The organism is Dyadobacter arcticus (genome assembly GCF_011762185.1).
GTDB lineage: Bacteria > Bacteroidota > Bacteroidia > Cytophagales > Spirosomataceae > Dyadobacter > Dyadobacter arcticus.
This window is the reverse complement of the sequence record NZ_JAASQJ010000004.1, coordinates 143,805-158,292: the sequence shown is the minus strand read 5'-3', so window position 1 is coordinate 158,292 and position 14,488 is coordinate 143,805. Positions and strand designations below refer to the sequence as shown.

13 protein-coding genes are annotated in these 14,488 nt (G+C 44.7%); 8 read left to right on the top strand and 5 right to left on the bottom strand.

From position 1 onward, the window contains the following. Window positions 1–3: 3 nt before the first annotated feature. From FHS68_RS19530 to FHS68_RS19510, 5 genes are all read right to left on the bottom strand, one after another. A complete protein-coding gene (locus FHS68_RS19530) occupies window positions 4–294 on the bottom strand; it encodes a helix-turn-helix domain-containing protein (RefSeq protein WP_167273744.1) in 291 nt (96 codons plus the stop codon). After that, entirely contained in the window at window positions 284–640 is a 357-nt protein-coding gene (locus FHS68_RS19525) for a type II toxin-antitoxin system RelE/ParE family toxin (protein WP_167273741.1), read from the bottom strand. Before FHS68_RS19525 ends, FHS68_RS19530 begins: the two co-directional genes overlap by 11 nt. Window positions 641–821: 181 nt before the next feature. Then, the gene (locus tag FHS68_RS19520) at window positions 822–1,823 is read right to left on the bottom strand and encodes an aldo/keto reductase (RefSeq protein WP_310588608.1); all 1,002 of its coding nucleotides are present in this window, start codon (window positions 1,821–1,823) and stop codon (window positions 822–824) included. 87 nt (window positions 1,824–1,910) lie between these two features. After that, on the bottom strand, window positions 1,911–2,789 hold the full coding sequence (locus FHS68_RS19515; protein WP_167273735.1) for a helix-turn-helix domain-containing protein: 879 nt from the start codon (window positions 2,787–2,789) through the stop codon (window positions 1,911–1,913). A gap of 44 nt (window positions 2,790–2,833) precedes the next feature. Continuing rightward, on the bottom strand, window positions 2,834–3,865 hold the full coding sequence (locus tag FHS68_RS19510) for a LacI family DNA-binding transcriptional regulator (RefSeq protein ID WP_167273732.1): 1,032 nt from the start codon (window positions 3,863–3,865) through the stop codon (window positions 2,834–2,836). A gap of 127 nt (window positions 3,866–3,992) precedes the next feature. On the opposite strand from FHS68_RS19510, the gene iolB reads away from it, so the two are divergent. From iolB to iolE, 8 genes are all read left to right on the top strand, one after another. After that, the gene (gene iolB, locus FHS68_RS19505) at window positions 3,993–4,856 is read left to right on the top strand and encodes a 5-deoxy-glucuronate isomerase (RefSeq protein WP_167273729.1); all 864 of its coding nucleotides are present in this window, start codon (window positions 3,993–3,995) and stop codon (window positions 4,854–4,856) included. 115 nt (window positions 4,857–4,971) lie between these two features. Further along, the gene (gene iolC / locus FHS68_RS19500; RefSeq protein WP_167273726.1) at window positions 4,972–5,979 is read left to right on the top strand and encodes a 5-dehydro-2-deoxygluconokinase; all 1,008 of its coding nucleotides are present in this window, start codon (window positions 4,972–4,974) and stop codon (window positions 5,977–5,979) included. A gap of 62 nt (window positions 5,980–6,041) precedes the next feature. Next, the gene (locus tag FHS68_RS19495; protein WP_167273723.1) at window positions 6,042–7,508 is read left to right on the top strand and encodes a CoA-acylating methylmalonate-semialdehyde dehydrogenase; all 1,467 of its coding nucleotides are present in this window, start codon (window positions 6,042–6,044) and stop codon (window positions 7,506–7,508) included. Between the two features lie 33 nt (window positions 7,509–7,541). Beyond that, on the top strand, window positions 7,542–8,570 hold the full coding sequence (gene iolG / locus FHS68_RS19490) for an inositol 2-dehydrogenase (protein ID WP_167273721.1): 1,029 nt from the start codon (window positions 7,542–7,544) through the stop codon (window positions 8,568–8,570). Window positions 8,571–8,870: 300 nt separating this feature from the next. Beyond that, a complete protein-coding gene (locus tag FHS68_RS19485; protein ID WP_167273718.1) occupies window positions 8,871–10,484 on the top strand; it encodes a sodium:solute symporter family transporter in 1,614 nt (537 codons plus the stop codon). Window positions 10,485–10,516: 32 nt separating this feature from the next. Beyond that, on the top strand, window positions 10,517–11,467 hold the full coding sequence (locus FHS68_RS19480) for a class II fructose-bisphosphate aldolase (RefSeq protein WP_167273715.1): 951 nt from the start codon (window positions 10,517–10,519) through the stop codon (window positions 11,465–11,467). After that, window positions 11,464–13,329, top strand: a complete 1,866-nt coding sequence (iolD, locus tag FHS68_RS19475; RefSeq protein ID WP_167273713.1) for a 3D-(3,5/4)-trihydroxycyclohexane-1,2-dione acylhydrolase (decyclizing) — start codon at window positions 11,464–11,466, stop codon at window positions 13,327–13,329. The genes FHS68_RS19480 and iolD overlap by 4 nt, the downstream gene beginning before the upstream one ends. 118 nt (window positions 13,330–13,447) lie before the next feature. Further along, the gene (iolE, locus tag FHS68_RS19470) at window positions 13,448–14,350 is read left to right on the top strand and encodes a myo-inosose-2 dehydratase (RefSeq protein ID WP_167273710.1); all 903 of its coding nucleotides are present in this window, start codon (window positions 13,448–13,450) and stop codon (window positions 14,348–14,350) included. Window positions 14,351–14,488: the final 138 nt, after the last annotated feature.

The window sequence follows — 14,488 nt, the reverse complement described above, 5'->3', positions numbered from 1 at the left end:
GACTTAAAACTCCAGTTCAATCTTCACTTTTCCTCCAAGTCCTTTCTCAACAATTTCATAAAGTGTTTTTAAAGTCAGATTGCTCCCGTCATTTTCAACTCGAGAAATATATTCTCTTTTCTTATTGATGATCTCACCCAACTGTGCCTGAGTAAGTGCCTTATTTTCACGCGCTTGTCTTAAAAGTAATCCAATCTTGAAACTTTCAAATTCTCTATCAAGAAGATCTCTTTCTTCGGTTCCTTTAACACCGTAAACTTCGTCTTTTATTTGACTCCAACTTTTAATATCCATTATCGTTACGTTTAGCTTCTAAATATTCTATCATCAGCCTTAAAGCTCGTTCGATTTCTCTTTTAGGGGTTCGTTCAGTTTTTTTCTGAAATCCGTTAAGAAGGATTACAACTTTGTCATCATCAAAAAAGCAAAATACTCTCCAAATATTGGAGCCTAGCATTATTCTAGCCTCGTAAAGTCCTTTTGTTCCCTGCAAATGTTTGATAAATGTGGATGGAATATGCTGCAATGTCTCAATTGCTTCAATAACTCTATAAATTTTGCGCCTTACTTCCTTTGGCTGTTGTTTGACAAACTCATCAAAATAATGTTTGTATGCAACAACTTCTCTAATTTTCCTCATGATAAAGGTAACTTAAAAGTTACTATGGTGCAACTCTGTTTATTTTATTAGACGTCACCTATATCAATCGGTAACGGATATTTAAAAATATTTTTTCAGTAAAAAAAAACGGCATCTGATATGAAATACCGGATGCCGCACACCAAAACAATTAGATAAATCATTGGCCTAAGCCAGACGTCTACACATTTACAGACTGCATCTGCTGTGCATCATAACGTGTTCCTGCCGTAACGCCCACTGGAATAATAGATTCCAACTTCGCCTTTTCTTCCGAAGTCAGCACAATATCAGCAGCAGCAGCGTTTTCTTCAATGTATTTAATGCGCTTTGTGCCTGGGATCGCGACTACACCATTGGATATTACCCAAGCCAATGCCAGCTGCGAAGGCGTTATTCCTTTATTTTCAGCCATTGCCTGGATCTGTTTCAAAAGATCAAGGTTTTTATAAAAATTCTCGCCTTGATAGCGGGGGATCTGTCTCCTGAAATCGTCTTCAGCAAAATCGTCAGGACTTTTCAATTCCCCAGTGATAAATCCCCTTCCCAGCGGAGAGTAAGCCACAAATCCAATGCCCAATTCTTTCAAAACATCCAAAATACCATTGGTTTCAGGTTCACGCTCGAAAAGGGAATACTCTGTTTGCACCGCTGAAATGGGGTGGACCTGATGTGCTTTCCGAATCGTCTCGCCGGAAACTTCCGAAAGTCCGATATAACGCACTTTGCCCGATGTTACAAGATCACTCATTGCACCCACAGTCTCTTCAATTGGGGTCGCGGGATCGAGGCGGTGGAGATAGTATAGATCAACGTAATCCGTACCTAAATTTTTTAACGAACGGTCTATCGACTTTTTCACATACCCAGGTTTTCCATTGAAACCCCAGGTTAGCTGCTCGTTATCGTCGATTTTGAAGCCAAATTTGGTCGCGATCGTATATTTTTCCCTGTCTCCTTTGATTGCTTTTGCAATCAGGCGTTCGTTCAGCAACGGCCCGTACAGGTCGGCAGTATCCAGGAAATTAATACCTAGTTCCAAAGCGCGATGAATAGTCGCGATGGATTCTTCTTCATTTGCCTTTCCGTAAATGTCCCCGCCTGCAATGGTAGTCATCCCCATGCAACCCAGCCCTTCGACCGGCACTTCAAGACCCTGACTTCCTAAATTGATCCTTTTCATTTTGCTCATGTTTGTTGTTTATATTAGCAAAATTAGGAACAGGCTGTTACTTCACCGCTAAACCTTTCAAAGCATTAATTATAGTTTTCAAAGTACTCTGCGAAAAGCCAGCGGAGTCAATTCGGCATGTTTCTTGAAGAAATTATTAAAATAGGAAGCATATTCGAAACCCAGGCTGAAAGCGATGTCAGCCACACTCCAGTCAGTGTAAATCAGTAAAGACTTCGCCTCTACTACGATCCGTTCATTGATATGCGTAGTGGTGGACTTGCCGGTAATTTCCTGAACAGCAGCGTTCAAATGGTTTACATGCACAGACAATTGATTTGCATAATCCCCAGCCTTTTTGAATGCGACAGTGTTGCGGGGAGAATCTACCGGAAATTGCCTTTCTAGTAAATCCAGGAAGAGTTTTGCAATGCGAGCGGCGGCATTGGGAGGAGTAAAATAGGCGACCGCGGGCTGCATTTTGATAGCCTCGTGAATGATCAGATTGAGCTGATTGCGGATGATATCATACTTATAAAGGTAGTCCGTGTCCACTTCTAGACGCATTCTGGCAAAAATAGACTCCAGGTATCCGGCCTGATCTTGATCAAGAAAATACACCGGATCGCCGCCCACCTTGAATAAACTGGATTCCTGAAGACTTTCCATACGTCCGCCCGTGTGCAGGAATTCGTTATCAAACAGGCAAAAGTACCCAACGGGCAATTCGCCCGTTCCTTCCCAGGAATAGGGCACGATCGGAGTTGTAAATACCAACGCGGGTCCGTTGATTTCAATGCCCCGGTTGGCATACATCAGTTCACTGGAACCTTTGAGAATTAAGCTTACTTTGAAATAATCACGGCGATTATAAGAAGAAAGATTGCATTTGTCCTCGCCAATTGCCGATACCCTGAATTGTGCTGCCCCAGCCTGAAGACCAATAAAACGGTCCGACTCCTTGGTACTAACTTCCATTTGTTCCATTTACGAAATTAAGCATTTCAAAGGGAAGTTAAAGATTAAATCCGCAGCGACGATTCCCGTATCACCAACTCCGAGGGCAGCACAATGCTTTCGTGCAGAAAATCCTCGGAACCATTGATCTGGTTCATGAATAGCCGGGAGGCTTCCATGCCGATTTTCCGGCCAGGCCTACTCACAGTTGTTAAAGATGGAAAAGTGTAAGCTGAAATCGGAGAATTATCGAACCCGATAAGACCAACATCCTGGGGTATTTTGAGGTTTTTATCTTTCACAACACGCATCGCGCCAATTGCAACCTGGTCATTTGCACCAAAAATCGCATCGGGCGGTGATGCCATTTCCAGCAATCGCTTGGTCGGTACAATCGCGCTTTCGACTTTGAAATTGGTGTTAATGATCAATTCATCCCTAACTGGCATATCGTATTTTTTCAAACAATCTACATAGCCCTTAAATCGCTGTTCGGAAACGGTAAGGCCGTTTGGCCCTTTCAAATGTGCGATTTCTTTGTAGCCAATGTTGATCAGATGTTCCACCGCGGCGAATGCGCCATGATAATCATCCACGGTCGCCCGGCTCGTTTCAAAATCCTCATATTCCCTGTCAATAAAAATCAAAGGCGTTTTTCGCTGGATTACACTTTCCAGATGCTCGTAATAGCCTGAGTCATAGGTCTCCTGGGATACGGATAAAAAAATCCCTTCCGTTCGGTTTGAAAGCAATTTGGAGAGATATTCCTTTTCAAGCAGATAATTTTCGTTCGTTACACAAATATTCAGGGTGTAACCAAGCGGTTGAAGCGCCGTATGAAGGCCTTCAATGACCGCCGTTTCGTAATAATTGCTGATCGTCGGTACCACCACCCCAAGCGAGGCGGTTTTCTTATTCAACAGGCTCAAAGAGACTTCATTGCGCTGATAACCTACCTCTTTTGCATATTCCTGAATGTTTTTTCGGGTGTCTTCATTAATAGCAGGATGGTCGTTCAAAGCCCTCGATACGGTGGAAGGAGAACACCGGAAACGGCGTGCAATGTCTTTAATGGTAACGGGGCGGGAAGAATTCATTTGTTGAATTATAGCAATTAAATCTTATAAATTTTTTCAAACGTTTGCATTAGATATAAACATATTTACATTTTGTATTTAATTTATACAACACTATCATTGTGCAAATGTATTTGATCCGACCTCAATGAGCGACTTGCTGATTAAACCCAGGGCCAACGATAAGACTTACCACTCGCTTACGGCCGAACAGGCAGGCTGGACTTATTTAAACTTTGAGGCTAAAATACTGGATGTTAACGAACAAATTTCGGATAACACAGGGGAACATGAATACTGCATTGTTTTGCTTGGCGGCAATTTCAAAGTCGAGGCTGCCGGTCAAACCTGGGAAACGCGAAATGGCAGAAAAGATGTTTTCAGCGGAATTGGCCACGCGATGTACCTTTCAAGAAATACTAATTTCACATTAACTGCCCAATCACCCAGTACTGACATTGCGATCTGCAAAGTAGCATCTGACGAAGATCACCCGCCGAGAATGAAACACCCGGAAGAAGCAGCCATCGAATACCGTGGCGGCGACAATGCCAATCGCCAAATTAACAGCTTATTGGAACCCGGTTTTGATTGTCATAAAATTGTTTGTGTTGAAGTTTACACGCCATCCGGCAACTGGAGTTCCTTCCCTGCCCACAAACATGACGACCGCAAAGTTGCTTCCGACGGCACACTGATCGAAGCCAATCTTGAAGAAATATATTTTTATAAAATCGATAAACCCCAAGGTTACGCCATTCAGCAGGTTTATACCGACGACCGTTCGCTTGATGAAATCGTCAGGGTTAAAAATAATGAGGCAGTCCTTGTACCAAAAGGCTATCATCCCGTGGTTGCTGGCCATGGTTACCATGTTTATTATCTGAATTTTCTGGCAGGAAGCGACCAATCACTCGCAAACACCTCCGATCCGGACCACGACTGGATTTACGGAACCTGGAAAGGATCAGATCCAAGGCTACCAATCGTGACGGCTAAAATGAATGTGTGAAGGCTATGGAGCTTTTAGCTACTTCATTTCTCGAAAGTTTATCATAAACTATAATATTAAAAAAAGCTAACAGCTAAAAGCTAAAAGCTAACAGCTCTCAGCAACAGCTTCCCCCATGAAAAAATACGACTTACTTACCCTCGGCCGCTCTTCCATTGATCTTTATTCGGCCAATGTAGGTAGCGCTTTTGAAGAGATAAAGGCTTTTAACGCGTTTGTTGGCGGCTGTCCTTTGAACATCGCTACCGGAAGCCGCAGACTTGGATTGGAAACCGCGATTTTAACGGGAATAGGCAATGATCAGGTTGGTAATTTTATCAAACATTTCCTGGATAAAGAAGGGATTATCACTGAATGGGTGCCAACCATCGAAGGCACCAGAAGTTCTGCGGTTGTTTTGGGCATTGAGCCTCCCGATCGTTTCCCGCTGGTTTACTACCGCGAAAATTGTGCCGATATCAATCTGAATATAGACCACGTTTCGGCGATTCCTTTCGGGGATTTCAAAGCAGCTGCATTTTCGGGAACCGCATTCAGTAAAGATCCGAGCCGCACTGCTATGTTCTTTGCATTGGAACTCGCCAAGAAAAATGATGTAATCCGGCTTCTGGATATCGATTTCCGTGCCGACCAATGGTTTGATCCGAGGGCATTTGGAATAACAATTCGCGCCGCCCTAAGTAGTTTCAACATTGTAGTGGGAACAGAAGAAGAGATCCTGGCCACGTTCCTGATCGACAAGGATCAGCTGTTGATCAAACATCAACAGATATCGGCCCCCGAAATACGCGGAAACATTGAAAACGCAATCCAGGAAATCCTTGCTTCGGGTATAGATACATTGGTTGTTAAAAGAGGAAAGGAAGGTGCTTCTATTTTCCAGCGGGGAAAAGAGGAGGTCAAAGTTCCTGGTTTCCCTGTTGAGGTTTTGAATGTATTGGGAGCAGGTGATGCATTTTGTGCAGGGTTCTCTTATGGATTATTAAATAATTGGGAGCTTCATAAATGTGTGAGAATGGGCAATGCCTGCGGCGCGATCATCGTAACCCGCGAAGGCTGCGCAAATTTCATGCCGACTTATGATGAGGTTATGGCGTTTGTTGAAGGTTACGGTGGGTTGTAGGTAGACTTGCAAAGTCTTAAAGACTTGGCAAGTCTGAAAAACAAAAAAATAAAAATAAGTAAATGGAGAAATTAAAAAATTATATCAACGGCCAGTGGGTGGACAGCCATTCCGATCATTTTGAAAATGTTTTAAACCCCGCAAGTCAGGAAGTACTGGCATTGGTGCCGTATGGCAATCGACAAGATTTGTCAGACGCGGCTGAGGCGGCGGTTTCAGGGTTTCAGGAATGGAGAAATACACCTGTTTCGAAGCGGGTACAATATCTGTTTAAGTTAAAAACCATATTGGAAGACAACCTCGACGACATTGCCAGAACCATCGTGTTGGAATCGGGAAAGACATTTTTGGAGGCCAAAGCCGAAATGACCAGGGCGATTGAGAATGTTGAAAATGCCTGCGGAACACCAACATTAATCCAGGGTGAATTTTCGGAAGATATTGCAAAAGGTATCGATGAATACATGATCCGACAGCCGCTTGGGGTTTGCGCATGCATTGCGCCTTTCAACTTTCCAGGCATGATCACTTTCTGGTTTTTGCCTTATGCATTGGCTTGTGGAAACAGCTATATCATTAAGCCTTCCGAAAAAGTGCCGCTTACAATGGCAAAAGTGGTTAAGCTGATGGAACAGCTTGATCTGCCAAAAGGGGTATTGAACCTGGTACATGGCGCTCGCGAAGTGGTTGACGCAATTTTGGAACACCCTGTTATTAAAGGAATTAGCTTCGTAGGCTCTTCCAATGTGGCGCGATATGTATATTCCAAAGGTGCAGCAAACGGCAAACGCGTCCAGGCGCAGGGCGGGGCGAAAAATCCGGTAATTGTGCTGCCAGATGCCGATATCGAAATGACATCCCAGATTGTGATCGACAGTGTTTTCGGCTGCGCGGGGCAACGTTGTCTTGCGGCATCCACCATCATTACCGTGGGCGAGCACAAGGATATTACTGATAGTTTGGTAGAATCCGCTAAGAACAGAAAAACCGGGTTTGGCTTGGAAAGCGATGTTTTAATGGGCCCTGTGATCACGGCAGACAGTAAAACCCGCGTCGAGTCGTTGATCAGCAAAGGAATTAGCGAAGGCGGGCGTGTGCTGGTAGACGGACGGAATACAAAAGTGAGCGGGTTTGAGGGAGGTAACTTTATTCAACCAACTATTATCGAAGACATTCCGCTTGATGGCGAACTGGCTACAACCGAAATTTTCGGTCCCGTCCTGAGTCTTGTTCATATCAATACCATTGATGAAGCCATCCGTTTTATCAATTCAGGGAGGTATGGTAACATGGCCTGCATCTTCACCAGCAGCGGATTGAACGCCCGAAAGTTCCGTCACGAGGCTGAGGCAGGTAACATCGGAATCAACATTGGTGTGGCCGCCCCGGTAGCGCAATTCCCTTTTTCAGGCTGGAAAGAAAGCTTTTACGGCGACCTTCATGGACAAGGCAAGCACGCCATAGAATTCTTTACTCAAACAAAAGTGGTCATCGAGCGGTGGCTTAAAGAATGGAACAGAAAGTTTTAGCTGTTAGCTAAAAAAAATCATCTCCCCAAACAAATGACAAAAAAACTTAAGACCGGTGTAATTGGGCTCGGCCGGATAGGTCAGATTCACCTTAGTAACCTGGTGCACCATATGCCTGATGCGGAGGTGATCATTGCGTCCGATCTGTCCGCGGCCTCACACGCTTTTGCGCATAACCTGGGCGTGGCGCAAATTACCACCGACGCATATGATGTGATTAATCACCCTGATGTTGAAGCGGTTATCATTTGCTCCCCTACCCCATTTCACGTTCCGTACACGATAGCGGCAGCAAGACAAAAGAAGCATGTATTTTGTGAAAAGCCTCTGGACGTGACACTGGAAGCAATACAGGAAGCAGAAAAAGCGGTTAGTGAAAATCAGGTCAAGCTCATGTTGGGATTCAACAGACGTTTTGACGCTAACTTTATTAATGTGAGAGCATTGGTGGAAACCAAAAAAATAGGAGATCCGCATATCCTGCGCATTACCAGCCGCGACCCAGCGCCTCCGCCTGTGGAATACCTTAAAACTTCCGGTGGTATCTTCCTTGATATGTCCATTCACGACTTCGATATGGCCCGCTACATTGTTGGCAGCGAGGTTAAGGAGGTGTTTGTAAAAGGAGACGCGCTAATCCATCCCGAGATCAAAGAATTCGGGGATATTGATACGGCTGTTATTGTTTTGACTTTTGAAAATGGTGCAATTGGGGTCATTGACAACAGCCGAAAGGCCGTTTACGGTTATGACCAGCGTTTGGAAATATTTGGCTCAAAAGGTATGGCAAAAGCAGAAAACAACACGGCTGATACCTTGATCCATTTTGATGTAAACGGCGGCCACAGTTCTCTGCCGCTGCATTTCTTCCTCGAGAGATATGAGACTGCTTTTCGGGTTTGTTTGAAATCATTCATCGACTGCGTGCTGAAGGATACACCGTCACCGGTAGATGCGCACGACGGGCTGATGGCCACCGCAATCGGTATTGCCGCGAAGAAATCCCTTACCGAAGGCAGAAATGTGAAAATGGATGAAATTTTGCAGTTTGCAACGGTTTAGGTAGGGGAATGTTTGGCTAATGAGGTAAGGGGTTGTTGGGATTGTTAAAGGTTGTTCGGCATTGTCAAGCGTAGTCATTTTTTGTCAAGTATTGTTTTCTTACCTAGCTTTCGCGATGCATTGTTAATGTATGGAAGATTTTAAGTTCGAGTCAAAAACAACTCCGAACCACACCGAACCATAAATAACAATTCCTAACAACCACTCCAAACCACAACAAATGACCATACCTGACAACAAATGACAACACCAAACCACTCCGAACAACCACAAACCACAGCATCCTAACCCGTCCCCCTTATGTCCAATACCGGTCTGCAGTCACTGGATTATGTCGTATTCTTTATTTACCTGATTGGGGTATCCGCTTATGGCTATTGGATTTATAAGAAAAAGAGCGCGAAGGAAGTCAGTTCAACGGACTATTTTCTTGCCGAAGGATCCCTGACTTTCTGGGCAATCGGGGCTTCCATTATTGCTTCCAATATCTCCGCAGAACACTTTATCGGCATGTCCGGCTCCGGGTTTGCAATTGGGCTGGCGATTTCGTCCTATGAATGGATGGCAGCCGCTTCACTAATTGTTGTAGCATTATTTATTTTGCCGGTTTATCTCAAAAATAAGATCTATACCATGCCTCAATTTTTGCGGGAAAGGTATAGTCCGACAGTTGCAACAATCATGGCCGTTTTCTGGCTTTTGCTTTATGTCTTTGTAAACCTAACCTCTATCCTTTATCTGGGTGCATTGGCCTTGGAAGTGACAGCTGGCATTGATTTCAATTATGCCATCTTCGGATTAGGCATTTTTGCAGTGATCATTACAATTGGGGGGATGAAGGTCATTGGGTATACCGACGTGGTGCAGGTAATTGTGCTTGTCGCCGGTGGCCTGGTGACGACCTATCTGGCTTTGGATCTGGTTTCCATACATTTCAACGCACCCGGGATTTTTAATGCATTGGGTTTGCTCCGCGATCAGGCTGATTCTCATTTTCATATGATATTGCCAAAGGAAAGCCCTTTTTACAAAGATCTTCCGGGATTATCAGTGATCATTGGTGCAATGTGGATTAATAACCTGGCATATTTTGGCTGCAATCAATACATTATCCAGCGTAGTTTGGGTGCTGATTTACCTACAGCCAGAAAAGGGATTTTGTTTGCTGCGTTATTGAAATTACTTATTCCAATTATCGTGGTTATTCCAGGAATCGCTGCTTTTGTATTGTACCAAAACGGTATGTTCCAAAAAGAGATGCTGGATGTCGCCGGGGTTGTCAAACCGGATCACGCTTATCCTGTTTTGCTCAACTTATTGCCTGCCGGATTAAAAGGAATGGCCTTTGCCGCACTTACAGCGGCTATTGTAGCGTCCCTAGCCGGAAAAGCAAACAGCATCGCAACCATTTTTACACTGGATATCTACAAACAATACATCGCGCCGCAGTCCACTGAAAAACAACTTGTTAAAATGGGTCGGTATACCATTTACGTTGCGATGGGAATAGCCGTACTGATTGCGCCGCAGCTAAGGGTACTGGATCAGGCCTACCAGTTTATTCAGGAATACAGCAGTTTTATCACACCTGGTGTATTTGCCATTTTCATTCTGGGTATGTTCTGGAAACGGACCACTTCCGCAGCAGCACTTACCGCCGCATTGTTAACCATTCCATTGTCCACAGCTGGTAAATTTCTTGCCCCTGAAATCCCTTTTCTGGATCGCATGGGAATCATATTTCTGATCCTCTGCGGTGTAATCATTGTGATGACATTGGCAGATCCCAATAGCAAAGACAACCCAAAAGGGTTAGAAATAGACGCATCTATGTTCCGTCCCGGCAGAAGCTTTGTCATCGGATCAATCATGATCTGCGGAGTGATTGCGGCACTTTATACGGTGTTTTGGTAGGTAGGAGTTAACAGCTAAAAGCTCAAACGAAAATGCTCCTGACAACGACCCAACTCTTCCACCAATGTTACAGCCGCTATGCTATTCCGGCTGTGAATGTGTTTTTTATGGAAGAGATTCATGGTCTTTTTTCCGCTGCTCAGGAAGCTAATGCGCCATTTATTGTGCAAACGACGCCTTTTGCGAGAGACTACGCGAATGCTGACATGTTGCTGTCGATGATCGGGGCTGCTTCTCGGATTTATCCGGATGTTACATTTGCAATCCATATGGATCATGGCTTCGAAGCGCATATTTTTGATGCCATTGAAAAAGGCGGTTATACCTCAGTCATGATCGACGCGTCCCATGATCCATTTGAAAAAAATGTTGAAAGAACGCGCGAAGTGGTAACCCGTGCGCATGCAAAAAACATCAGTGTAGAAGCCGAATTGGGCGTTTTGGCGGGAGTGGAAGACGATTTGGCCGTTGATGCTGCGCATTCATTTTATACTAATCCACAACAAGTAGAAGATTTTGTGAAAGCGACTGATTGCGATAGTCTGGCGATTGCGGTCGGCACCAGCCATGGTGCTTACAAATTTTCAGGCGGACAAGGATTGCAATTTCAAATTTTAGAAGAGATACAAAAACGCCTGCCCGGCTTTCCGCTGGTGTTGCATGGTGGCTCCAATGTTATTCCGGAAGTAGTGGAAAGGATCAATGCAGCCGGTGGAACATTGAAAACCGATGCAAAAGGAGTTCAGGAAGACGAAATAAGGCAAGCGATTCCGCTGGGTATATGCAAAATAAATATTGCCACAGATACCCGCTTACTCTGGACGATGGTAAACAGGGAATTTTTCAGGGACAAGCCTGACGAATTTGCGCCAACTACCCCAGGGAAGATCTTTATGGAAGAATACAAAAAATTTATGCTCAAAAAGTTCGACCTCTTTGGTTGCACTGGCAAAGCGCAGGAATTTAATAAATATAAATCATGACCAAAAGACTTACCGTAGCGCAGGCTATAATCCTATTCCTTAAAAACCAATTCATTGAAAGGGACGGAACAGAGCAACCCTATTTTGGAGGCTGCTTTGGCATATTCGGACACGGAAACGTCGCGGGACTAGGTCAGGCTTTGCAGGAAAACCCTGATTTTCGCTACTTCCAATGTCGTAACGAGCAATCGATGGTGCATACTGCGGTAGCTTATGCAAAGGTCAAAAACAGGCTGGGCGCATTTGTCTGTACCAGCTCCATCGGTCCGGGTGCAACTAATATGCTCACCGGTGCAGCATTGGCGACGATTAATCGATTGCCTGTTTTGCTTTTACCCGGAGATATCTTCGCCACCCGCGAACCAAATCCGGTTTTGCAGCAACTTGAAAGTTCCTCGACCCAGGATATCTCTGTAAATGATTGTTTCAAACCCGTTTCCAAATATTGGGACCGCATAAACCGGCCTGAGCAATTGATTTACTCGTTGCCAGAAGTCATGCGCGTGCTTACTTCACAGGCGGAAATGGGCACAGTTACCTTATCCATGCCTCAGGACGTGCAAACGCATGCTTATGATTTTCCCGAAGAATTATTTCAAAAAAGAGTCTGGCATATTGGTCGCCCCAGACCTGATCTTGCGACATTGACGAAGGCCGCAGAATGGATAAAATCAGCTAAAAATCCTGTTATTGTGGCTGGTGGCGGTGCAATTTACAGTGACGCTTGCGCCGTATTGCACGATTTTGCGACCAAAACAGGCATCCCGGTTGGTGAGACGTTTGCGGGAAAAGGAGCGGTAAGATATGATGCGCCGTACAGCATTGGAGGTCTTGGCGCTACCGGCACCAAATACGCCATTGATATTGCCAATGAAGCCGACCTCGTAATTGGAATTGGTACACGTTACAGTGATTTCACAACCGCTTCCAAATCCATTTTCCAGAATCCGGAAGTAAAGTTTATCAACCTAAATATCAGCGAGTTTGATGCATTTAAACACGCAGCATTGCCAGTAATTGGCGATGCGAAGGCATCTCTTGAAGAGTTATCTCAAATATTGGGCAGCTATGAAGTCGAACCGGCTTATCGCCATCACATTGCCGAGATAAACAAAGCCTGGGATGATGAGGTTACGCAGATTTATGCAGAAGGAAACGGTACCATGCCGCCAATCGACCAGGCAATTGTAATTGGTACACTCAATACTTTCATGGATGATCGCGATGTGATGATCAATGCGTCGGGAAGTGCGCCGGGAGATTTGCATAAATTATGGCGTGCTACGGATCCAAAAAACTTTCACCTGGAATACGGTTACTCCTGCATGGGTTACGAAATCGCCGCCGGATTGGGCGCAAAACTTGCTGACCCGAGCCGGGAAATATATGTGATCTGCGGGGACGGCGGTTACCTGATGAACAACCACGAAATCGTGACGGCGATTCAGGAAGGGGTGAGATTCACAATTTTGCTTCTGAATAATAATGGTTATGCCAGCATTGGCGGGCTTTCGGAAAGCATTGGTGGTGAACGCTTTGGCACCATGTATAAATATCGGGATGAGAATTCAGGACAATTGGCCGGAAACTTCCTTCCTGTTGATCTGGCGAAAAATGCGGAAAGTTTAGGCGCCAATGTGATACGGGCCACCGATCAGCAATCTCTGGAAGAAGCACTTGCCCAATCAAAAACCAGCGACCGGGTAACCGTTATTTACATTGAAACAAGCCTGTACCGAACTGTCAAAGGCTATCACGCCTGGTGGGAAGTACCCGTGGCAGAAGTCTCCACCTCCCCCACCGTCCAAAAAGCTTTCGAAACATATACGGAAAACAAGAAAACGCAACGGATTTTTTTATAAAGGGGGAAGAGGGAGGAAAGGGAAAAAAGGGAGGAAGGAGGAAAAAAAATCATCCTCCCCTTCCTCCCCTTCCTCCCCTTCCTCCCCTTCCTCCCTTTCCCCCCTTAACTTTAAAAATATGAACTTCGATAACATACGACTTGGGGTTGCTCCTATTAACTGGACCAATGACGATATGCCTGAATTGGGCGGCGACAATACTTTTGAGCAATGCATTTCCGAAATGGCTTTGGCCGGGTTTACCGGATGCGAGGTCGGTAACAAATTTCCAAGAGATACCAACGTGTTGAAAAAGGCATTGGAATTGAGGGGTTTACAGATTTGCAACCAATGGAACAGCTATGAACTGACCACCAAAACCTTTGCTGAAAACCGGAAGAATTTCACTGAATTGTTGGATTTCCTGGAAACGATGGGCGCGAAAGTGATCGGAGGTGGCGAAACGGGAAACAGCTGCCAGGGTCAAATGAATGTTCCTGTTTTTGAAGGTAAAGGTATGCTCGACTCCAAAGATGACTGGGATAGTTTTACATTTGGACTTAATGAATTGGGAAAAATCGCGCGTGACCGAGGTATGAAGTTGGCATTCCATCACCATATGGGCACCTGCATCCAAACCATGGAAGAAACCGACCGCTTACTCAATGAAACGGAAGCTGAAAATGTATTTCTAAATTACGATTGCGGGCACTTTTACTTTGCAGGCGAAGATCCTGTGGCCGCATTGGCAAAATACATAGGCAGGACTGCCCATATCCATTTAAAAGATGTTCGTCCAAACGTCCTGCAAAGAGTTCACGACGAAAGACTTAGCTTTCTTACTGCCGTAAAAAATGGCGTGTTTACTGTGCCAGGAGATCTGGAGGGTTGCATTGATTTTCCTTCCCTTTTCGCCATAATCAAAGAAAGTGACTACCACGGCTGGATTGTCCTGGAAGCCGAACAAGATCCTTCAAAAGCTAATCCTTTTGAATATGCTTTGATTGCCCGGAATTTCTTCCGCGGGTTGACTGGGATTTAGTCCTTCTTTTGAATTGTGATAGGCCTAATAGGAAGGTTTGGTTTATCCAATAACACCTTTATCAAAGGTGAAAGCAGTGTTAGTTACTGATAAGAATTTATGGAAGCAGACAAGGAAAATCTTCTTTAAGCCTTTGGG

Coding starts and splice junctions, on each gene's coding strand:
- FHS68_RS19530 (WP_167273744.1), bottom strand. CDS start 294: ATGGATATTAAAAGTTGGAGTCAAATAAAAGACGAAGTTTACGGTGTT.
- FHS68_RS19525 (WP_167273741.1), bottom strand. CDS start 640: ATGAGGAAAATTAGAGAAGTTGTTGCATACAAACATTATTTTGATGAG.
- FHS68_RS19520 (WP_310588608.1), bottom strand. CDS start 1,823: ATGAAAAGGATCAATTTAGGAAGTCAGGGTCTTGAAGTGCCGGTCGAA.
- FHS68_RS19515 (WP_167273735.1), bottom strand. CDS start 2,789: ATGGAAGTTAGTACCAAGGAGTCGGACCGTTTTATTGGTCTTCAGGCT.
- FHS68_RS19510 (WP_167273732.1), bottom strand. CDS start 3,865: ATGAATTCTTCCCGCCCCGTTACCATTAAAGACATTGCACGCCGTTTC.
- iolB (WP_167273729.1), top strand. CDS start 3,993: ATGAGCGACTTGCTGATTAAACCCAGGGCCAACGATAAGACTTACCAC.
- iolC (WP_167273726.1), top strand. CDS start 4,972: ATGAAAAAATACGACTTACTTACCCTCGGCCGCTCTTCCATTGATCTT.
- FHS68_RS19495 (WP_167273723.1), top strand. CDS start 6,042: ATGGAGAAATTAAAAAATTATATCAACGGCCAGTGGGTGGACAGCCAT.
- iolG (WP_167273721.1), top strand. CDS start 7,542: ATGACAAAAAAACTTAAGACCGGTGTAATTGGGCTCGGCCGGATAGGT.
- FHS68_RS19485 (WP_167273718.1), top strand. CDS start 8,871: ATGTCCAATACCGGTCTGCAGTCACTGGATTATGTCGTATTCTTTATT.
- FHS68_RS19480 (WP_167273715.1), top strand. CDS start 10,517: ATGCTCCTGACAACGACCCAACTCTTCCACCAATGTTACAGCCGCTAT.
- iolD (WP_167273713.1), top strand. CDS start 11,464: ATGACCAAAAGACTTACCGTAGCGCAGGCTATAATCCTATTCCTTAAA.
- iolE (WP_167273710.1), top strand. CDS start 13,448: ATGAACTTCGATAACATACGACTTGGGGTTGCTCCTATTAACTGGACC.